The sequence below is a fragment of the Shewanella sp. SM23 genome, assembly GCF_025654295.1.
In the GTDB taxonomy this organism is placed as follows: domain Bacteria; phylum Pseudomonadota; class Gammaproteobacteria; order Enterobacterales; family Shewanellaceae; genus Shewanella; species Shewanella oncorhynchi.
The window spans coordinates 302,402-322,097 of sequence record NZ_JAKKRM010000001.1 but is presented as its reverse complement, the minus strand read 5'-3'; the positions used below and the strand labels follow the sequence as shown (position 1 = coordinate 322,097).

At 44.1% G+C, this 19,696-nt stretch carries 19 protein-coding genes; 7 read left to right on the top strand and 12 right to left on the bottom strand.

The window, feature by feature from the left end; translation table 11 throughout:
- Nucleotides 1-71 precede the first annotated feature (71 nt).
- Nucleotides 72-761 (bottom strand): hypothetical protein, encoded by a 690-nt coding sequence (locus L5L98_RS01335; RefSeq protein WP_173496521.1) that lies wholly within the window; start codon nt 759-761, stop codon nt 72-74.
- A gap of 120 nt (nt 762-881) precedes the next feature.
- Complete coding sequence (locus L5L98_RS01330) at nt 882-1,370, bottom strand: MarR family winged helix-turn-helix transcriptional regulator (RefSeq protein WP_263138198.1); 489 nt, start codon at nt 1,368-1,370, stop codon at nt 882-884.
- Nucleotides 1,371-1,516: 146 nt separating this feature from the next.
- Here L5L98_RS01330 and L5L98_RS01325 point away from each other — a divergent pair, with 146 nt between their 5' ends.
- On the top strand, nt 1,517-2,527 hold the full coding sequence (locus tag L5L98_RS01325) for an NADP-dependent oxidoreductase (RefSeq protein WP_263138197.1): 1,011 nt from the start codon (nt 1,517-1,519) through the stop codon (nt 2,525-2,527).
- 135 nt (nt 2,528-2,662) lie between these two features.
- Here L5L98_RS01325 and rssA read toward each other — a convergent pair whose 3' ends face one another.
- Nucleotides 2,663-3,610 carry a patatin-like phospholipase RssA gene (gene rssA / locus L5L98_RS01320; protein ID WP_105252908.1) on the bottom strand — a complete coding sequence of 316 codons (948 nt, stop codon included), beginning with the start codon at nt 3,608-3,610 and terminating at the stop codon, nt 2,663-2,665.
- Between the two features lie 250 nt (nt 3,611-3,860).
- Here rssA and L5L98_RS01315 point away from each other — a divergent pair, with 250 nt between their 5' ends.
- The 4 genes from L5L98_RS01315 (at nt 3,861) to L5L98_RS22365 (ending at nt 6,976) form a co-directional block, all read left to right on the top strand.
- Complete coding sequence (locus L5L98_RS01315) at nt 3,861-5,216, top strand: DEAD/DEAH box helicase (RefSeq protein ID WP_173496518.1); 1,356 nt, start codon at nt 3,861-3,863, stop codon at nt 5,214-5,216.
- Nucleotides 5,217-5,419: 203 nt separating this feature from the next.
- Complete coding sequence (locus L5L98_RS01310) at nt 5,420-5,857, top strand: DUF3010 family protein (RefSeq protein ID WP_028760422.1); 438 nt, start codon at nt 5,420-5,422, stop codon at nt 5,855-5,857.
- A 48-nt stretch (nt 5,858-5,905) separates the two neighbouring features.
- Nucleotides 5,906-6,430 carry a M48 family metallopeptidase gene (locus tag L5L98_RS01305; RefSeq protein WP_028760423.1) on the top strand — a complete coding sequence of 175 codons (525 nt, stop codon included), beginning with the start codon at nt 5,906-5,908 and terminating at the stop codon, nt 6,428-6,430.
- A 90-nt stretch (nt 6,431-6,520) separates the two neighbouring features.
- A complete protein-coding gene (locus tag L5L98_RS22365) occupies nt 6,521-6,976 on the top strand; it encodes a hypothetical protein (protein ID WP_317630135.1) in 456 nt (151 codons plus the stop codon).
- Nucleotides 6,977-7,347: 371 nt separating this feature from the next.
- Here the strand turns inward: L5L98_RS22365 and L5L98_RS01300 are convergent, their stop codons facing one another.
- The 4 genes from L5L98_RS01300 to L5L98_RS01285 form a co-directional block, all read right to left on the bottom strand.
- Complete coding sequence (locus tag L5L98_RS01300; RefSeq protein WP_113938827.1) at nt 7,348-8,649, bottom strand: peptidoglycan DD-metalloendopeptidase family protein; 1,302 nt, start codon at nt 8,647-8,649, stop codon at nt 7,348-7,350.
- Between the two features lie 264 nt (nt 8,650-8,913).
- Nucleotides 8,914-11,970, bottom strand: a complete 3,057-nt coding sequence (locus L5L98_RS01295) for an AAA family ATPase (protein ID WP_263138196.1) — start codon at nt 11,968-11,970, stop codon at nt 8,914-8,916.
- A complete protein-coding gene (locus L5L98_RS01290) occupies nt 11,967-13,112 on the bottom strand; it encodes an exonuclease SbcCD subunit D (protein ID WP_263138195.1) in 1,146 nt (381 codons plus the stop codon). The genes L5L98_RS01295 and L5L98_RS01290 overlap by 4 nt, the downstream gene beginning before the upstream one ends.
- A gap of 382 nt (nt 13,113-13,494) precedes the next feature.
- Entirely contained in the window at nt 13,495-14,268 is a 774-nt protein-coding gene (locus tag L5L98_RS01285) for a TSUP family transporter (protein WP_263138194.1), read from the bottom strand.
- A 156-nt stretch (nt 14,269-14,424) separates the two neighbouring features.
- On the opposite strand from L5L98_RS01285, the gene L5L98_RS01280 reads away from it, so the two are divergent.
- Nucleotides 14,425-15,312, top strand: a complete 888-nt coding sequence (locus L5L98_RS01280) for a LysR family transcriptional regulator (protein ID WP_263138193.1) — start codon at nt 14,425-14,427, stop codon at nt 15,310-15,312.
- A 153-nt stretch (nt 15,313-15,465) separates the two neighbouring features.
- Here L5L98_RS01280 and L5L98_RS01275 read toward each other — a convergent pair whose 3' ends face one another.
- The 5 genes from L5L98_RS01275 to L5L98_RS01255 all read right to left on the bottom strand — a co-directional run bounded on the left by L5L98_RS01275 (nt 15,466) and on the right by L5L98_RS01255 (nt 19,088).
- Nucleotides 15,466-15,861: a ribonuclease E inhibitor RraB gene (locus L5L98_RS01275; RefSeq protein WP_105252914.1), complete on the bottom strand. Its 396-nt coding sequence runs from the start codon at nt 15,859-15,861 to the stop codon at nt 15,466-15,468.
- Nucleotides 15,862-15,883: 22 nt separating this feature from the next.
- The gene (locus L5L98_RS01270; RefSeq protein ID WP_028760431.1) at nt 15,884-16,114 is read right to left on the bottom strand and encodes an RNA-binding S4 domain-containing protein; all 231 of its coding nucleotides are present in this window, start codon (nt 16,112-16,114) and stop codon (nt 15,884-15,886) included.
- A gap of 74 nt (nt 16,115-16,188) precedes the next feature.
- The gene (locus L5L98_RS01265; protein ID WP_173496516.1) at nt 16,189-16,725 is read right to left on the bottom strand and encodes a GNAT family N-acetyltransferase; all 537 of its coding nucleotides are present in this window, start codon (nt 16,723-16,725) and stop codon (nt 16,189-16,191) included.
- An 83-nt stretch (nt 16,726-16,808) separates the two neighbouring features.
- On the bottom strand, nt 16,809-17,087 hold the full coding sequence (locus L5L98_RS01260) for a peptidylprolyl isomerase (protein WP_028760433.1): 279 nt from the start codon (nt 17,085-17,087) through the stop codon (nt 16,809-16,811).
- A gap of 171 nt (nt 17,088-17,258) precedes the next feature.
- On the bottom strand, nt 17,259-19,088 hold the full coding sequence (locus L5L98_RS01255; protein WP_263138192.1) for a DUF885 domain-containing protein: 1,830 nt from the start codon (nt 19,086-19,088) through the stop codon (nt 17,259-17,261).
- 79 nt (nt 19,089-19,167) lie between these two features.
- Between L5L98_RS01255 and L5L98_RS01250 the strand changes: the two genes are divergently transcribed.
- Nucleotides 19,168-19,677 carry a diguanylate cyclase domain-containing protein gene (locus L5L98_RS01250; RefSeq protein WP_028760435.1) on the top strand — a complete coding sequence of 170 codons (510 nt, stop codon included), beginning with the start codon at nt 19,168-19,170 and terminating at the stop codon, nt 19,675-19,677.
- Nucleotides 19,678-19,696 lie beyond the last annotated feature (19 nt).

Below are 19,696 nucleotides of genomic sequence, written 5' to 3'. Positions count from 1 at the left end.
TTGACCTGCTGATTAAACCCAGCTAGTTGAATGCGTGACAATTTGTGTTTATCACGCACTATGGATGTGAATTAACGTTTAGCAAGCGCAAGATAACTACTGAGTTGGCCCGATGCAGATTGATGTGCCCCCATAGATGAAGCAAGTTGCATCATAGATTTTAGCCCCTGCCACTGCTGCTTTTGAGCATCCGTAAGCGGAGGTTCAGAATTCAAATAATCCGTCAATTGGCTAAGGACTTTCGTGGCCTTCTGGGCTAGCACCGGCGACTGAGCATCATCCATATTGGTTAAGACGTTTTTAGCATCAACTAAGGTATTGATAAGAGGATTATTAGGTGATTTTTTAGCTAATGACTTGATTTCATCATCTAAAAAATCTTGCAACGATTGTTTAGTCGGCGTTGTTGTGCTCGGCACTGTAATACCGTTTTTCGATAAACGCTCGAGTTGCACATCCGATAAAATGCCATCTTTTTGTAAGCGCGACACCAATGCGGGAATATCGGCGACGCCAAATTGACCATCGGCAAAAAAATCCTTCGCCATCGATTGAATTTTCTGTGCGCGTTGCGCCCTTGGCGACAGCGCTATCTCATCGGTTTTACCGTTATCGGGTTTGGTAGCATCCGTCTGCGTTTTATTTGTTTCTGTCGTAGTATCGGTTTTAGCCGTGCTCGTCTTTTGGCTATTGGCACCATAGGCATCGGCGATACTGGCACTGCTGCGATTAAGATTAAAGGCATTTAAAATAGAATTCATCGTCAAAAATTCGGCGTCTAAGACTCAATAACGGTTTTAAAGCAAAAACTAAGCCAATCAAGTATTAATCTGTGCAGATCCTGAATTTTCGGGTAGCGAACAGCACCAGTAGATTTATCTCTAGGACTGTAAATCTTCAATAAGGGCAAGACATTGCCGCCTTAGTAAATCGAGTGCCTCAGCGTCCATCTGCACTTTATCAAGCAAGGTTTGCTTCAAGGCAAGAGCTTCGTGCCTGATACCCTCTCCTTGACTTGTCAGAGTGATCAGCTTTTTCCGCTCATCTTCAACGCAGGCTAATCGCGTAATCAACCCCTTCAACTCTAACCGCTTGACGATTGGCGTTAGGGTTCCCATATCGAGTTTAGTCGCCATTGATAGCTGGGTTTGGCTGCAGCCGTTTTGACGCCACAGGGTTTGCATCACTAAATATTGAGGGAAAGTTAACTCATATGCCTCGAGTAGAGGCCGATAAGCACGCACTAATGCATTGCTCGCAGAATATAACGCGAAACAAACATTATCGGATAAACAGAGTGGATCGCTAGAAGCTTGGCTATGAGTCTGTTTTGTAGCGTCTAGCTCAGGTTGAGGTAAGCAATTCTGCACGTTTAAGCGCCTGTCATTTAAACATAACGCTATCTTATCCGATCTGTCCCACCTCATCTAGTTTGCGCGCAAACTATTTGCATTCAATCTTAAAGCCACGTAGAGTTAACATCATTCGTTTGCGCACAAACAAAAGGTGAGTTTTTATGAAGAGTATGACTGAAACCCGTGAAATCCATCTAGCTAGTCGCCCAGAAGGCATGCCTACAGCACAGAATTTTACTTTAGTAAATAAAGCGTTAGCACCGCTCGCTGATGGACAAGTGCTGATTAAAAATCTATGGATGTCGGTTGACCCTTACATGCGCGGGCGCATGGTTGATCGCAAGAGTTATGTTCCGCCCTTCGCCTTAAATCAAGTCTTAGAAGGCGGTGCGATTGGTGAAGTTATCGCGTCAAAAAACACCAAGTTCCCGGTTGGTACTAAAGTCAGCAGCATGCTAGGTTGGCGTGAACACGCAGTCACAGATACCGCAGGACTGACAGCTTTACCACTAACTACGCTTGATAATTCACATTTCCTCGGCGTACTCGGAATGCCAGGCATGACAGCTTGGACAGGACTGACTCGCATTACAGATTTAAAAGCGGGTGAGACATTGTTTGTTTCCGCCGCCTCTGGCGCAGTAGGTAGTGTGGCTTGCCAAATTGGTAAACTAATAGGTGCCCGTGTTATAGCCTCTGTCGGTTCAGATGAAAAAGCTGAATTATTAAAAAGTTATGGTGTTGATGCGGTCATCAATTACAAGACTTGTGGCAATCTCACCCAAGCGTTGACAAAAGCCGCCCCAGAAGGAATTGACGTGTATTTTGAGAACGTCGGTGGCGAGCATTTAGCCGCAGCGCTGAGCAATATGAAAGATCATGGACGTATCGCTGTTTGCGGTATGATTTCGCAATATAACAACACAACTCCAACGCCTGGCCCTGACAACTTAGCCCTAATTGTAATGCAAAAACTCAAGTTAGAAGGTTTTATCGTATCCGAACATTGGGCGCATTATCCTGAGTTCACCGCCAAAATGGCTCAATGGTTAGCGGAAGGCAAAGTCAAAGCAGAACAAACAATTTATCAAGGGCTTGAACAAGCACCTGATGCTTTTATCGGTCTATTTGAAGGTAAGAATCGCGGTAAAATGTTGGTAAAACTAGCCTAAGTCACCAACAAAGCGGTATAAACATCTCAATATGAGATAACAAATAGTCGGTATCGCAAAAGTGATACCGACTTTTGTTTATTTTGCAATCAAACGCTATCTATATGAAAGCTTTTGACTCTACATTTTGCATCATCAGCCTTTCCAGAGCGCAGCTTCAATCAAGTGGGCGACTTTCTCCACCGCAGCTTCGCCGGCGGCAATCGCCTCATCAGCACGGTGAAACTCCATAGTGCCGATATTTCCCACCTCTGGCACAATACAAATATCTGGTGGATCGCCCATCAACCGCGCCCGTTTATGCCTTTGCTCTAAAATACCCATAGATTGCGACATCACAGCAATCATCCCCGGATTCGATTTAGTGCCGAGTGAAAACTTATCGGTTAGGTTGCTGACATAATCTCGGCCACGGGCGAATAAATCCATAAAGCCCGTTTCTTGTCGCGCTGGCATATCCATTTCAGCTTGGACAGTCCTTTGGCTGGTCATATTCACGGGTAACACTTGGATACGCCCAGAATGATAGCCATATAAATCCACTGCAATCACCACATCAACGCCCATGGCGCGGCTGACCGAAACAGGAACAGGATTCACTACAGCACCATCGACTAACCAGCGTTCTCCTTGTCTGACAGGGGCTAAAATCCCCGGCATGGAGCAAGAGGCCCGTACCGCTTGCCGTAAATCCCCTTCAGTAAACCAAATTTCCTGACCAGAGTATAAGTCAGTCGCGACGGCTGCAAAGGGACGATTGAGATTTTCAATATTCACATCTCCTATACGTGCATGCAGCACATCGAACACCTTGTCTCCGCCGATAAGCCCGCCCTTACGCCATCGAATATCCATCAAGCCAAGCACGTCCCAACTAGAAAAACCGCGCACCCATTTTTCTAACTCGGGTAAATGATCATGGGCGTAAGCGGCCCCCACTAAAGCCCCTACCGAACATCCAGCCACTTTATCGGGCTTAATACCCATGGCAGCTAAACCATTCAATACACCTATATGTGCCCAACCTTTCGCCGCCCCACTACCCAAGGCAATACCTACCGAAGGGGTTGTTCCGTTAGCCATAAATCATTTCTCCTGTAACTCAATGCAGTACACGATAACGTAAAATCCTGCCATATCCACTGTCAATCGGTAAAAACGACACAATTAAGAGGTTGTAATACCAATGTAAATAAATACAATCAACAGAGCATAAATGGCACACTTTCTACATCAATCCGTGCATGAAGCAGAGATAATCACCGATGTGGATAGCTGAGCAAGGGCGATTAAGGCTATAATCTGCCCTTACTAAGATTTAGGGGATATACCTTTGCAATTTACCGATTTTTCTCTGGACCAGCGTCTGCTTCAAAGCATAAAACATATGGGGATCACAGAACCCACCGCCATCCAGGAACAAGCACTGCCTATCGCATTGGCAGGTAAAGATTTAATGGCGTCATCAAAAACGGGCTCAGGTAAAACCTTAGCGTTTTTGTTACCCGCATTGCAAAGAGTCATTTCTACCCGCTCACTGTCGAAACGTGATCCTAGAGTCTTGATTTTATTACCGACTCGCGAACTAGCACATCAGGTTTATAGTCAGCTTCGCCTCCTTGTCGCCAACACCCAATACAAGGCCATCAGCGTACTGGGCGGTGAAAACTTTAATGACCAAGCCAAAGCCTTAGCGAAAGAACCGCATTTTATTGTCGCGACTCCAGGCCGTATCGCCGATCATTTAGAACAGAAGCATCTTTTTCTCAATGGCTTAGAGTTATTAGTCCTCGATGAAGCCGACCGCATGTTGGATTTAGGCTTTGCACCGCAGCTAAAAGCGATCAACGATGCAGCCGATCATAAACGTCGTCAAACGCTGATGTTTTCTGCCACGTTAGATCACGACGAAATCAATGATATCGCAGCAACATTACTAAAAAATCCAGCGCACGTGGCGATTGGCGCGGCTCACTCTGAGCATAACGATATTCATCAACGTATCTTTTTATGTGACCACTTAGACCATAAAGAAGCGTTATTAGCCCGTTTGCTCAAAGATGAAACCCATAAACAAGTGATTATTTTTACCGCGACGCGTCCAGATACTGAGCGCTTAGCCGCTAAATTAACCACGCAAGGTTTTGCAACCGCCGCACTCAGCGGTGATTTAAAGCAGGCCGCACGAAACCAAATCATGGACCAATTTGCCCGTGGCCAACAACAAGTACTAGTGACAACCGATGTCGCCTCTCGCGGCCTGGATTTGCTCAATGTATCCTTGGTCGTTAACTTCGACATGCCTAAATTTGCCGAAGAATACGTGCATCGTATCGGCCGTACTGGTCGTGCAGGCGCAAAAGGTGATGCGATATCGCTCGTCGGGCCAAAAGATTGGGACAACTTTAAGAAAGTCCAAGTCTTCCTCAGAAAAACCTTTGAGATCAGCACAATTCCAGGCCTAGAAGCTAAATTTAGTGGTCTAAAAAGCAAAGCTAAACAAACGCCAGTAAAACGTGTTGCTAAAGCGGAGCTTGCTAAAGGTAAGAGCAAAAGAACCAAAGCAACCACACCAGCACCGTCGCGGGATAAGCGTTTCATCACGGGCGTGGATGTCGGCGATGCTCCTATGCGTAGAAAACCTGCTGCGGCACAATTACTACAAGATAATGATACTGAAGAAGTTTAAAACTAATTTATGCATAAAGGCCGTTGGATTTAACATCAGATATTATCTCTGATACAAATCACATAGGCATGATCTAATACTGGAAATTGACATACTAAAATTATCAGTCTGTCGCCAAGCGAATCAAAAGCGCATGGTAAACACTGATCCTCATGTCATTTCCAGCTACAATAGCGCTATTATCGATATTTTGAAGGTGTAACATGAGAGTTTGTGGTGTTGAATTAAAAGGTGGCGAAGCCATTATCAGTTTATTGAGTTATGAAGGTGAAACCTTCAATGTGCCAGAATGCCGTAAGGTGTCTTTCACCGTTTCCCAATCTGCTACCACAGAAGCTATTCGTGAGTTTCACTTCGCTTTTCATAAGCTGATGCAAGATTATCGCGTTGATGAAGTTGTCATCATAGAACGTGAGCAAAAAGGTAAACTCGCGGGTTCAGCGACAAGCTTTAAACTTGAAGCAGCCATTCAATTAGGGGAATTACCTGTCAGTCTATTGTCTCCTGTCACTATCAAAGAGCAAAACAAGCGCAATCCACCCCAAGTTGATTTCGATAGTTTAGATCTTAAAAAAGTACAGCAGTTAGCTTTCGAAGCCGCTTATGCCCATCAAAATCGCCGAATTTTTGGCAAAGTATAAGTAATGTGATGAACTCAGGCTCCGAAGTCATTCGGAGCTAAATCCTCTATGAATCCATTAAAGTACTTAAACGGTTACAGCCTTGATATTCAACAGCAGGTACAGCAACATCTCGATGCTGGCACATTACCCAAGCTATTGCTGAAACGTCATCCTGTCATACATAGCGTTCGTAGCGATAAAGCGCTGTACGACTATACTCAGACGATTAAAAATCAATTTTTACGCCAGTCCTCCCCGCTCTCAAAAGTGATATTTGATGACAAAATTAATATTAGCCATCATGCACTTGGCTTGCATTCTTACGTAGCACGAGTTCAAGGCAATAAAATCAAAGCGAAGAACGAAATTCGCATTTCTTCGCGTTTAAAGCGTGTACCAGAACCTTTGTTGCGTATGGTCGTCGTACATGAATTAGCCCATTTAAAAGAAAAAGATCACAACAAAGCTTTCTATAATTTGTGTACCCACATGGAGCCGGATTATCACCAGTTTGAATTTGATTTGCGCTTATTATTGACTTGCATCGACGCTAACATATCCCCTTATTCTGCAGATAAAGTCGACACCTAACCTTCGTATATTTTTCGCCCAAAACTTGACTGATAATAGTTTTCATTTAGAATGTTGTAGTATCTAGCGCAGCAAAATACTGTAATGACAATGACGAAACAGAATATCGATAAAATATTAAGCAAGTGGTGTAAAAAGCAAGCTAAAAAGCTACTCAAAACACAGGCGAAATCTGTTTCAAACACAGGGAACGCTATTACATCCTCATCACATCTACGCGCGCAGACTGATAAATCTTTGACGAATAAAAAGGCTCAACGAAAGCACCTCACCCAATTACTCTCTAAGCATATTGCTCAGCAAGAATTTGCCCATAGCAATAAATCAACACTCAAAAAACAATTAAAACTCGCGAAAGCTAATTTTATTGCCGCAAATGATGCGACATTTTCATCGACTATTATTACTCGACTTTCTCCTTTACCCACGGAACACAGCTTTGCATTACGTCCCTTTAAAAAATCACCCTGTGGTGGCTGTCCCGCATTAAAAGGTAAATTGTGCAAGTGCGCATTAAAAGTGATGCAAAGGCGCCACGCAAGCTGATAGGCACGATTTAGCACTGCATATTGGGTTCTCTGTTCAGTCCTTAATAAAAAACGTTATAAGCTCTTCATCTGCACAATTTTCCTCTTCACAACCTTTTGAATGACTCGCTATACCACTTCTAACTGAAGATCCTATCTATTTTATCCCTTATGTTTTATCGCCACGACTTCGAATCGAACAAGTTTTAAGCTTTTATACAACTCGAACAGTACTCGTGATAGCAAAAAAATGCCTACCATAATAAGTATTGTGGAAACAAAAATGCCGATGAAATTTTCATTTCATCGGCATTGATAAACTCTTCTAGAAAATCAGTGCTATTGTTTATTCAAACTTTGATACTATAAATTCTATTAGCTTAGGTTTGGCTAACCTAAGTTCATTATAGCTTCACGACTCTTCACCATATTAGTGAATGTGCGTAAATCTTGATTTGCTAACTTGCTCGACATAGGAATATCGGCTTTCAACGGATCAACAGGTTTACCATTGATATGGAATTCATAATGCAAATGCGGGCCAGTCGAACGACCTGTATTACCAGATAAAGCAATCACTTGACCGCGAGTTACACGTTGACCTTTACGCACTAACGCCTTAGACAAATGTAGGTAACGGGTACGGTACTTACCACCATGTTCAATCACAATATACTTACCGGCAAACTGATGGTCCGTCACTAAACTGACAATTCCATCACCAGGTGCAATAACTTTAGTCCCGATTGGCACGGAAAAATCTGTTCCATTATGGGGAGAAATACGCCCTGTGATTGGGTGTTTGCGATGGCTGTTAAAACGTGAACTCATACGCGGTTGCTTAGCTAACGGATAACGTTGGAATGCCCGAACTAAACTCTGGCCTTTAGCATCATAATAACTACCATCAGAATATTGATATGCACTAATTTCAGAACGACCACTTTTAATACTGACGCCTAAAATTTGGCTACTTCCCGTCGGTTCACCTTCAACATATTGATCATTTACCAAAACTGAGAATTTGTCACCAGCTCGTAAATCACGGGCAAAATTCAATTTTTCTTTGAGTAAATCTTCAATTCGCTGAATATCTGCAGCGGCTAAGCCCATTTTTTGGGCTGAAACGTAGAAAGAACCTTTAATATCGCCAGTCAAAATTCGATTTTGCCAAACACCTTCAACGTTCACTTCTTCAACATTAAAACTACCGTCTTCATAACGCGTAAAAACCACTTGGCGGGCAGCGTTAAAATAAAGTTCTAATTTTTGTAACTGACCTTCACTATCAAGCCAAAATTGCATTCTGTTACCAGGTAACAAGGTATCAAGTGCCAAAATGTTTAAATCAGCTTCTAAAACCTTATACATAGTCTGCTGATCAACACCCGCCTTGGAAAATAACCCACTTAAGGTATCACCGGAAACGATAATTCGCTCAAACTGGGGAGCATTATTAATGAGTGCAGCTTGATCTAGGACTTCAGGTTCAGAAACTTGAGGGAGAATATTTTCAATATCGAGAACAACAGGGATACGCTGAGCAGTTGGCGTAACATGGTTATTATTCGGCATCAACATCGCAGCACCCATCAACAAACTACCCATTAATAGAATGTTCTTTTGGGTCGATGATAAGTTCTGCAAACGGGTTTGCGATAAGTTGATAAAGTTGGGTTTGCCTGTTTGCAACGCTTTTCACCTTTCGTTAACTTTGCGTTCTATTTTTGACCAGTCCCTTTGAGGGAAGCCCGAATTTTTTCCAACTTATATCAAAAAACCGATTATGACAAACGCTATTTCACTCTTTTGTTGCACCATTAATGAAAAACATGCGCTAGTTGGCATTTCCAACTCACTTTGTGTGTATTATCCGAATGTTAAACACGCAGGAGATACAATAAATAACACTTATAAAACAATTTGTTATTTATCGTACTCTGTGAGAATGAGCAACTAAGGCAAAACTATCGTCATTTCGCTCCCATGTGAGGTTTTATTGATGTCGATGCGGGTATTTATCTGCTCTTTCATTTCCGACACGTGCGAGATCACCCCTATCATGCGGCCAGAGGATTGCAAATCCATCAGGGTCCGAATGGCCAGTTCTAAAGAATCTTGATCTAAACTGCCAAAGCCTTCATCGATAAATAAAGTATCGAGTTTAATACCACCAGCATAGGCTTGCACTACATCAGATAGGCCTAACGCCATAGATAATGCTGCCATAAAACTTTCACCACCGCTTAAGGTAGCCACAGGACGCACTTTGGAGGTATAAGCATCTTCTACTTCCAATTCGAGCCCAGAAGCTTTGTTACCCTTGGCCCTATCTTCCTTACGCAATAAACGATAACGCCCTTTGCTCATCAGGTGTAACCTGTGGCTTGCCTCTAACAACACATCGTCAAGCAGTACACTTAACACAAAACGTTGCAGGCTGATCTTATTACCCGTATTTCCATTAGCGACATCTGCGAGGGTACCGATAACCGCATATTCATCTTCCAAAACCTTAGCTTTTGCATCGGCAATACTCAGCTGGGTTTGGGTTTGCATCAGTAATACTGTGCGAGTGTGAAGCAACTGCCATGCCTGCTCGGCAGCGTGTAATGCTTGCTGCGCGAACTCAAGCTCAGCAGCCAGCTTAATGCTATCGGGTAGTACTTTATCCTTAAGCTTAAGCGCTAACTGCTCGCACTGTGCCTTGGTCAAAGCACTGCGCTGCTGGTAAGCCTCAATTTCGCTGGCTAATGCACGCTGTTGTTCTTCATCCAGCATGGCCTCAAATAAGGCCTGTTGATCGGCAAAACCTGCTGCGACTAATTGCTGATTGAGTTGCTGCTGTGCACGCGTTTGCTGGGCTAATGCCGCCTCAGCAGCATTTTCAGCACCATTAAGTGCCGCTTTAGCCGCAACAAAAGATTGGCCAGTCTCTTGTTGGAGCTCCCTAACACTAGTGATCTGTTGCTTAATTTGGCTGATACTTTGCTGATTTTGCGCGATTGCTGCAGTTAAGGCCTCAAGCGTTGCAAGCGCAGATGGAACACTTTGCTGCATGTGCGCTAACTGCCCCTGCAATAGATCCACTTTAGATTGCAGTGCACTGTCGTGTGTTTGTCCTTGCTCTAGCTTTTGTTGTAGATGCGTTTCCTGTGCGTGCAACAATGCAATCTCTTGCTGTAACAGCTGTAACTGCTGATGGGCTTGCTCCGCTTGAGTGAGTGAGAAAGCGTATTGCGACAAGGTATGTGTATGTTCGCCTAAAGGAATATCAACCGCAGTGCCCAATTGGACCGCGAGATCTTGTGCTTGCTGTTGCAAGGTTTCTAACTGCGTTTGTAGCCCACGATATTCCGCTCTGGCTTTGCTCAGGATTTCTTGAGCATTCGTTTCAGCCTCTAGTGCTAATTGCAGCGCTTCATCACTTGGGAGCGGCTCTTGGCTTTGTGCTGGCTGTGGATGTGTTTGGCTGCCACAAACGGGGCAAGGTTCATCTTGCTGTAATTGCCGCGCTAAAATAGCGGCCTGCCCTTGGTGCCAAGTCAACAATAAGGCTTTATATGCAACCTGTGCTTGCTGATGCTGAGCACTGAGTTGTCGCCCTTTGGCTTTAGCCTCAACAAGTTTTGCCTGTGTCGACGATACCCTTGCCGCCACTTGTTGCCATTGCTGATAGGTAGACAATAACTGCTGTTGCTGCTGATGCGCTTGTTGCAATGAGAGGCGAGTTTCGCTATTGGCCTGTAGTTGCGGCAGAGCGGATTCCAATTCACGGCGTTTTTGGACTACAGTGGCTAACTCATGTTTGCTGTTCTGAAGTTGTGTTTTCGCGCTAATGAGTTGCGTTTGCTCTTGTTCAAGGGTTTTATTAAGCCTATCCAATTCCCTGAGCTGCGGCCCTAAGGCATTCAGTTGCTGTTTAACCTGTTCCTGTTCGAGTAACGACGCTTCCAACACGGGTAAATCAGCGGCCTTAAGCTCTGCGTTATCGAAGGCTTTTTTAGCATGGATTAATGCTGTTTTCGCATGTTCAAGGGCAAGACTTGCCGCCTTGGCTTCCTGCTCACGGGCCACAAACACCTCAAGCATGGGTGCCAAGTGCTGCGCCTGTTTAGCCAAATTCAGTTTATAGGTTTGCGCAGCCATGTTTTCTTGCTGTGCATCAAGCGCAGCAACCGTTTGAGTTAAGGCATCAAACTGCGCAAATTCGGCCAATAAATGCTGGGCGGCATCGCTGGTTTTTATCACCCATTGTTGCTGCTGTAATGCCTGTTCTTTCGCACTTTGGGCTGTTTCAAGTTCTGGCATAAGCTTAGCTAATTCACAGCTAAGCTCGTCATCGGATGCTAAACCCGCACTTTGTAAAATGCCATCACGGCGACTGCGTTGATCTTTCACTAAGGCGCGGATATCTGCAGCCTTACTTTTTAAGGAATCTTCAATACGTCGGTATATATGCGTTTGAAATAGCTGACTAAATATCAGTTCTCTGGCTTTAGAGTCTGCCATTAACAATTCGCGAAATTTTCCCTGCGGCAACACCATCACTTGGCGAAACTGCTCCACATCAAGGCCAGTTAAGGCTTCAATCTCAGCGGTTGCCTCAGAGACTTTGCTCGCTACAAGCAAACTTTCATTACCCTCAGCGTCTATCTTATATAACTGAGCTTCGGGCTTCTGCACCGTTGAGCCGTCACCGCTTTTTTTAACCCTGTCTTGCTCTGGCACACGGCGAATACGATAACTGCTATTACCCAACTGAAAACTAAAAGTGACTTCTGTTAGCAGACTATCATCGGCCATATCGCAGCGCATCTGGCTGCCTTCACGCTCATTACCTGTGGTTTTGCCATAGAGGGCAAAGCAAATACCATCGAGCAAGGTCGTCTTACCCGCACCTGTGGGTCCATTAATCAAAAATAATGGATTAGTCCCTAAGGCCGTAAAATCAAGTTGTTGAGTCGATGCAAAGGGGCCAAAGGCTGACATGGAAAGGCTAAGTGGTCTCATGCTTGGCGCTCCTCATTGTGTAGCTTAGTCAGGAGTTCATCCATCACAGCTTGCTGTGCTTGTGTTAATGACTCGCCGGACACTTGAGAGAAAAAGTCACGGAACATGTCCATCTCGCCTTTTTTGATATGATCTCGGCTCAAGGTGACTTGTTGCTGCCCCGCCATCAGACCAGTCCGCTCTAAATGCAGCACATTAGGGTAAACAGCTCTCAATTTTCCCATAGCATCTAAAATGGCATGTTTATCAAGGAGTCTGACCATAAGGTAGTCCTCACGCTTGATATCCGTTTTACCTTGGGCGAGTAATGTGGCTAACTCCCCTTCTAAGATACGGACATCGCGTATCGACGTTAATGGCAATAAACTAATTTTAATCGGCGTTTGCGCGCTAAGTTCGACTAAGGTCACCGACTTATGTTGACGTTGTTCGCTAAAGGAATACTTCAAAATCGATCCTGAGTAGCGCACATGCTCTGCACCTTTGTATTGCGGTCCGTGCAAATGCCCAAGGGCGACATAATCAAACTCAGTAAATAGCGTTGGCGATATTTTATCGGCGCCACCAATGCTCAGTGGTCGCTCAGATTCTGACTCACTGCCACCATCCAAAAAACAATGGCTTATCACCACTTTCGGCAAACCTTGGCTATCGTGCTGGCATACTTGTTCAAGCAATAGCGTCATTGCGGCCTCATGGCTTGTAGCCTCACACTCAAAAACTTGGCGCACTGTGGCAGGTTCGGCATAGGGCAAGGGATAAAACACCACATCACCGCTTGAACTCGACAAAGTAATGGGATGAATATCAGCACTCAAAGGGCCAATAATATGTAACCCACTTGCCGCCATTTGTTTTGCTGCAAAACCTAAGCGCTCGTGACCATCGTGGTTACCTGCAATTATAATGACTTGCAGGCCTAAATCATGCACTAAGCGGTTAAGCACATCATCTAACAGCGCAACCGCATTCGCAGGCGGAATCGATCTGTCATAAATATCCCCCGCCACAATCACGGCATCCACTTTGTGTTCATCCGCTAGAGCAATAATTTGCTCGAGCACAAAGGCTTGATCATCCAGTAGTGATTGATTGTGTAATTGACGACCTATGTGCCAGTCCGAGGTGTGGATAAATTTCATAATCGCTCTTTTAAAGAAGTGGTGGCGCTAAACCCGAGCGCACATGCCGCCCGTCGATGCAAATAAGACTAGCAAGATAGACACTGCACTTATATCAATCGGATTAAATATGTACACAATATTTAAAATACACACCAAAACAATAAGAAGCCTAAAAAGTGTATTAAAAATGACAGGTAATACTATTCAAAAAACTTGAAAGAGTACACCTAACTCAAAGTAGGATGAGACGTTTTAAGTCGTCATTTGGCGGATCTTTTGGGTGATATCCATCTCGGCTTAACTTTTGAGCCAAGATGGACGCTACTAAGATACACTCATGCGCAGCTTAAAGAGCGTCTATTGATGAGTGAGTTTTATAAAATGCTTAATATCAAATAGTTTACGAAAATAAATTATATTGGCTCGCCAAAAGTTTAAAACTCATAGCAAGGGACATAGTCACCACCAATGGCTTGATAATCTTTGTACCTTTAGTGACCACGAGACGAGAACCCAAGGTTGCGCCAATCGCTTGCCCTGCCAGCATGACTAATCCTAATAACCAAATCACTTTTCCGCCCAAGGCAAAGAAGATCAGCGAAGCAATGTTAGTGGAGAAATTAAGTAGTTTTGCGTGGGCAGTTGCCTTCGCCAAACCAAACCCCGCTAGCGATACAAAAGCCAGCGCAAAAAAGCTCCCAGTACCAGGGCCAAAAAAGCCATCGTATAATCCCACGCCCAATGCTGCAGTAAAGGCAAATGCGGTAGGTGTCAGCACTTGATGTTTATCATCTTCAGAAATCTTTTTCGAAAATAAAAAGTAACAACCAATAGCCAAAATCAAAAAAGGTAACATCAACTCCAGCACTTCAGTATCGACGAGTTGAACTAGAATCGTACCTAATGCCGCACCGATAAATGCACAAATCAAGGCTAACTTAACGGATTTAAGATCAACCAGCCCTTTACGGACAAAGTACAAACTCGCAAAAAAACTGCCGCCACAGGCCTGCAGCTTATTTGTCCCTAAGGCAACCGCAGGCGGCAAGCCTGCCCACATAAGTGCAGGAATGGTCAGCAAGCCTCCGCCACCGGCGATTGAGTCAATAAAACCAGCCACCATAGCGATGGCAAAAAGTATCGCTGCGATTTGTAGAGTCAGTTCAAATTCCATGATGATTTATTATTCTTCTGATAAAAAAGAGAGTGATTGCGGAATATTAGACTGCGTTTGCCAAATAAACGCAAAGGAGTTATTGTCGGCACAGCGTGAGATAAACTCACACAAAACCCCGAGTCCTGTTCTGATTTTCTAGCAGTAGGAAATAAAATGTTTGCCGAACTACCGCCCCTCAATTCTCTCCGTGCCTTCGAAGCCGCAGCACGTTTACAGAGCATGACATTAGCCAGCAAGGAGTTGCATGTCACCCATGGCGCAGTCAGCAAACAAATCAGAGTATTGGAGGATTATTTAGGTTTTGCGCTCTTTGTACGTTTACACAAAAAAGTTGGTTTAACCGATGAAGCCAAACGCTATTTACCCCATGTTCAAGCCGCTCTGCAAACATTATCGAGTGCTACCAGTGACTTGCGCCGTCAGCCCACTAAGCCGCAAACCTTAGCCATCAATGTGCTGCCAAGCTTAACCATCAATTGGCTGATTCCAAGAATGGAGCAGTTTAAATCCCGCCATCCACACTTGTATGTCGACTTATCCATTGGCGACTTTGCCGTGGATTTTAGCCAAGGTCGTTATGATATTGCGATCCGTAGTAGCACAGTCATCCCTAAGGGCGCGAATTATATCAAGCTAATGGATGAGGATTTATGCTTAGTTTGCGCGCCTTCGTTAGCCCCGAAACTCCAGCGTATCGAAGATATTAATCATGTCACTTTACTGAAACACACCACAAGACCAGAACTTTGGGAGTATTGGGCGGAAAAGGTGGATTTAACACTCACCCAAGCACAAACCTTTGGTGTCGAGCATTTTTATATGTTGAGTCAAGCGGCTGCGAGTGGTATGGGCGCAGCACTTATTCCGCGATTCTTCATCGAAGAACAACTGGCAAACGGCAGCTTAGTCATCCCCTTCGACGCCCCCTTTACCAGTCCCTATCGATATTATTTACTCACCCCAAAATCCCCAAGCCTGCCGTTAAAAGCTCAAGCTTTTATCGAATGGTTATTAGAGATTTTTGCGCCCTATCGTCATTAATCTGCATTAAACGTATCTCAGTTCAAGCGAGGCACAATAACGCTATAAATGCCAAACGAGGCTATTGAGATCACTAACTGAGCGCAGAAAAACACCAATAAAAAACCACCCAAAAGGTGGTTTATTAGATTCAAGGCTTAAAGCGCATCAAAATTAGTGATTGCAATGCTCACCGTGAACATGGTCATGGTCATCATCGTCCATAAACTCATCGTCACCGTCTTGATGTTGCATTACGCCCCAACCGTCGGTCATGCCGCCGAATTCGGCAGCAAAATCATTTAGCATGACTTCTTGTTCAACCAATGTATCGTACTCAGGCACCATATTGAGACAAACAATGATTTCCCACTTACCAAGCTCATCATTCAGATTCAGCTCAAGCTCGCCTTCCAAGTCAGAATTTGTTAATTCTTCTAACGCAGTTTCAGCATCGCGTTGGTCATCAAAAACCAAAAAGAAATCAACATCTAACTCTTTAGTTAAATCGATTCCCGCTTCAGCCATTGCGGCCAGCATTTTACCATTGTCATCATCTGGAAATTGCATTTCTTGCTCCACTGTTTCAGGCTTATTCTGCCGCAATGATTTGAACTGATTCACCATTAAAGCTGACGATGTCGCCCGCGATAATTTTTTTACGTTTACGAGTTTCAACTTCACCGTTCACAGTGACTTGACCTTCGTCGATAAAATGTTTGGCTTCACCACCTGCATTGCTCATGCCTTGCACTTTTAATACTTTGTACAATTCAATGAAATCTTCGCCAGAATGCAAAGCCAATTGATTAATTTGCGCCACTTAATACACGCCTTCTAAAAATAAACCTGCGGCATTATACCAGCACAGTACAAAATTCGCTGAAGATAATTTGGCTAGAGACGTCTTTCATCGGCGAGTAGGCCAAAGGCTGATTCATCGAGCCAGTTTTCACCTATTTTGAATTGCTGCCTGAGTAAACCTTCAAGCCGAAAACCACACTTTTCGAGTACTCGTGCCGATGCGTGATTATCTTTAGCACAATGCCCAACAAATTTATGTACATTAAAACTTAAACAGGCCCAATCAATGACCGCCATTAAGCTCTCAGTCGCATAACCTTTACCGTGCCCCTCGACTGCCAGTAAATAACCCACTTCGGCACGCTGTTCCTCGAAACTTTGACAATAAAGGCCCGTTAAACCGATAAACTGCCCAGTATCAACGGTCTCAATCACTAAGGTCAGCCAATCGCCAGAACCGTAGAACCAAGTATCAGAACGCTGCTGAAACTTACTGCGGATCACCTCTTGCGACTCTGGAACGCGTACAAAACGATTAATCTCAGGATCGTTATGCAGTGCATAAAAATGTTCCCAATCACTATCTTGTAAGCTCCTGAGTTTCAATCTATCAGTGTAGAGTTCCAGCATAGTGACTCCGTGATGAGCATATAAAACAAAACGGCAGCAAACGCTGCCGTATCAAACAAGCTGTATTAGATAAGCGGTAAAACTTACGCGCGGCTGGTCACTTCAAGTAAATGAAAGCCAAATTGCGTTTTCACGGGGCCTTGTACTTCGTTTAATGGTGCACTAAAAACCACTTCATCAAACTCTCTGACCATCATGCCAGGACCAAATGACCCCAATTCGCCGCCTTGGGCACCTGATGGGCAAGAAGAGTGCGCGCGAGCAATTTGAGCAAAATCTGCGCCTTCCATTATTTGCTGTTTCAGCGCTTGACACTGCTCTTCACTGCTGACTAACAAATGTCTTGCTGTTGCCTGGACCATAGTAAAACTCCTGTAAGGATCATGAGACATTTGCCCCAAATATCATTGAGTTCCCACTAAAACATTCGTTTTAACAGGTTTGGAATCAACAGTATAAAAACTTTCTGTTGAATAAAAAAGTCTTAAAATGCCGTCACTGACAACAAAGTCAATTAACGGCATCTTACACGGCTAAGCTTGTTTCGACGCAATCCAACGATCGATCTTGTTTTCCATGACCGCCATGGGTAATGAACCTGATGTGAGGATTTGATCGTGGAACGCTTTAAGATCAAATTTATCCCCCAAGGCTTTTTCTGCGCGGGCACGCAGTGCCAAAATCTTCAACTGACCGACCTTGTAAGACAAAGCTTGACCAGGGATCGCCATATAGCGCTCCACTTCAGCGACTATGTCACTCTCAGCCATAGGCGAGTTGTCTTTCATGTACTGAATAGCCTGTTCACGACTCCAACCTTTAGAATGAAGGCCAGTATCAACCACTAAGCGCATTGCACGCAGCATTTCATCGGAAAGCTTACCAAAATACTGGTAAGGATCGGTAAATAGCCCCATCTCAATACCTAAGTATTCAGCATAAAGTGCCCAACCTTCCTCGAAAGCGGTATAACCGCTAAAACGCTGAAACTCAGGCACACCGGTCAGCTCTTGTTTGATCGCGATTTGGAAGTGATGCCCAGGAGCGGCCTCGTGCAAAGATAAAGTCGTCATCCCCCACTTAGGCTGTGCTTTGAGGTTATAAGTGTTGATATAAAACACTCCTGGACGGCTACCATCCACCGCAGGTGCTTCATAAGAGGCACCCGCTGCCGATTGTTCTCTAAAACTTTCAACCGGCTTAACCACATAATCAGCCTTTGGCATCACATTAAAGTAGTTAGGCAATACATGATTGATTTTATCTTTTAATACCATATAGCCATCAATCAAGCCTTGGCGATCGCTATAGAAATACTGCGGCTCTGAAGATAAAGACGCAAAAAAAGCCTTCAAATCGCCCTTAAAACCAACCTGCTCACGCACCTTATCCATCTCAGATAAAATTCGCGCCACTTCACCTAAACCAATTTGATGAATTTCATCTACAGACATAGTGGTGGTCGTATGTGAGTTCGCCAGATGCTGATACCAAGCTTTACCGTTAGGCAAACCTGACCAACCATCAGTCGCCCGCGATTTAGGTAAATAGGTTTGCTTAAAGTAATCGCGTAAGTTCGTTAACGCTGGCACGATACGCTCGGCTATCATGGCTTGATAACGGGTGGTCAATTCCGCTTTATCTTGCTCTGAAAAACTTTCGGGAAAATGCTTGATTGGCGAGTAAAAAATGCTCTGAGTCGCATCCGTCGTTAACATAGCATCTAACTGAGGAATAATGCGCTCTACCAACACTCGAGGTAGTACCACTTTACTTTCAATACCTTGATTCATACGATTTTCAGCAAGTGCGACCCACTTGATGAAACCATCGACTCTCTGTTCCCAATTACGATAATCTTGGACAGTCTTAAAAGGTTGTGCACTTTCGCCACTTCCCAGCTGCACCATAGTAATGACAGTGCTATAGAACTGACTTATCGGCATAAAGCGTGATGGGAAAGTTTCGTCCACTAACGCCATATCACGGTCATAGACGAACAGGTCATAACTTAACTGTAGATCTGCAGGCAGTTGCTTTGGATCTATCGCACGCACCTGAGCTAAATAGTGAGTGTTAAGATCATGACGGGCCTTAAGGTAATCCTCAGTTAAATCCCCACCGAAATCGGCGTTATAGTCATTTACGCCGACAAAAGTAGCGTAGATGGGCTCAAGCTTTAGGTAATCTTTAAAATAAGCATCCACAAGCGCTAAATAACGCTGCTCTGTCGTTTGTGTTTCGCCCTGCACTGCTGTCATATTAGCCGAGCTATTTTCTTGAACTGCAGTGACTTCAGGTTTAGAACAACCTTGAAGGGTGAAGATTAACGCTATCGAACCTGCCAATAAACCCAATTTCATTTTAATATTTCTCCTTTTTGGCCCGCTATTGCAGAACTGTTTCTATACTTAGTTCAAGGTCTGCTATCGGAGTTAATCTATGATCTACTCGTTCCGCAACTCAGGTTTCAGGGATCCTGAAACTGGAGTCTATAACCAAACCTATTTCATGGAAGTATTCAACCGAGAATGGCATCGTCACATGAGAGACCACCAAAGCTTGGCACTATTGTATCTGTGCCCTCACATTCATGAAACCGTCAAACAACCCCATTTACTCGAATTCTTTACCAAACAAGTGCAAGAAGCGCTATTAAGAGCAACAGATATGATTGCTAGGCTAGATCACAATCACTTTGCACTGGGTTTATTCAACATAGATGAGGTGGGGACGGAAGTAGTGTTAAAGCGAATAGAACAACAAATATCTGACTTTAATCAAGATTTTGGTAAACATCATAAACTGACAATCGACTATAAACTGGCTGCCTGTATTTGCCTACCTACACAGGAAAGTAAAATAGAGTCACTCTTCAGTAATGTCAGCCAACTTTCACAACAGCTTGAAAAAAATCATGATCAATCACAAGCTTTAATCCGATTACAGTAAATCGGTTTATTGATACCAA

Coding starts and splice junctions, on each gene's coding strand:
- L5L98_RS01275 (WP_105252914.1), bottom strand. CDS start 15,861: ATGCAATTTCCAGATGATGACAATGGTAAAATGCTGGCCGCAATGGCT.
- L5L98_RS01250 (WP_028760435.1), top strand. CDS start 19,168: ATGATCTACTCGTTCCGCAACTCAGGTTTCAGGGATCCTGAAACTGGA.
- L5L98_RS01280 (WP_263138193.1), top strand. CDS start 14,425: ATGTTTGCCGAACTACCGCCCCTCAATTCTCTCCGTGCCTTCGAAGCC.
- L5L98_RS01265 (WP_173496516.1), bottom strand. CDS start 16,725: ATGCTGGAACTCTACACTGATAGATTGAAACTCAGGAGCTTACAAGAT.
- L5L98_RS22365 (WP_317630135.1), top strand. CDS start 6,521: ATGACGAAACAGAATATCGATAAAATATTAAGCAAGTGGTGTAAAAAG.
- L5L98_RS01290 (WP_263138195.1), bottom strand. CDS start 13,112: ATGAAATTTATCCACACCTCGGACTGGCACATAGGTCGTCAATTACAC.
- L5L98_RS01255 (WP_263138192.1), bottom strand. CDS start 19,088: ATGAAATTGGGTTTATTGGCAGGTTCGATAGCGTTAATCTTCACCCTT.
- L5L98_RS01335 (WP_173496521.1), bottom strand. CDS start 761: ATGAATTCTATTTTAAATGCCTTTAATCTTAATCGCAGCAGTGCCAGT.
- L5L98_RS01305 (WP_028760423.1), top strand. CDS start 5,906: ATGAATCCATTAAAGTACTTAAACGGTTACAGCCTTGATATTCAACAG.
- rssA (WP_105252908.1), bottom strand. CDS start 3,610: ATGGCTAACGGAACAACCCCTTCGGTAGGTATTGCCTTGGGTAGTGGG.
- L5L98_RS01295 (WP_263138196.1), bottom strand. CDS start 11,970: ATGAGACCACTTAGCCTTTCCATGTCAGCCTTTGGCCCCTTTGCATCG.
- L5L98_RS01310 (WP_028760422.1), top strand. CDS start 5,420: ATGAGAGTTTGTGGTGTTGAATTAAAAGGTGGCGAAGCCATTATCAGT.
- L5L98_RS01285 (WP_263138194.1), bottom strand. CDS start 14,268: ATGGAATTTGAACTGACTCTACAAATCGCAGCGATACTTTTTGCCATC.
- L5L98_RS01260 (WP_028760433.1), bottom strand. CDS start 17,087: ATGGTCCAGGCAACAGCAAGACATTTGTTAGTCAGCAGTGAAGAGCAG.
- L5L98_RS01325 (WP_263138197.1), top strand. CDS start 1,517: ATGAAGAGTATGACTGAAACCCGTGAAATCCATCTAGCTAGTCGCCCA.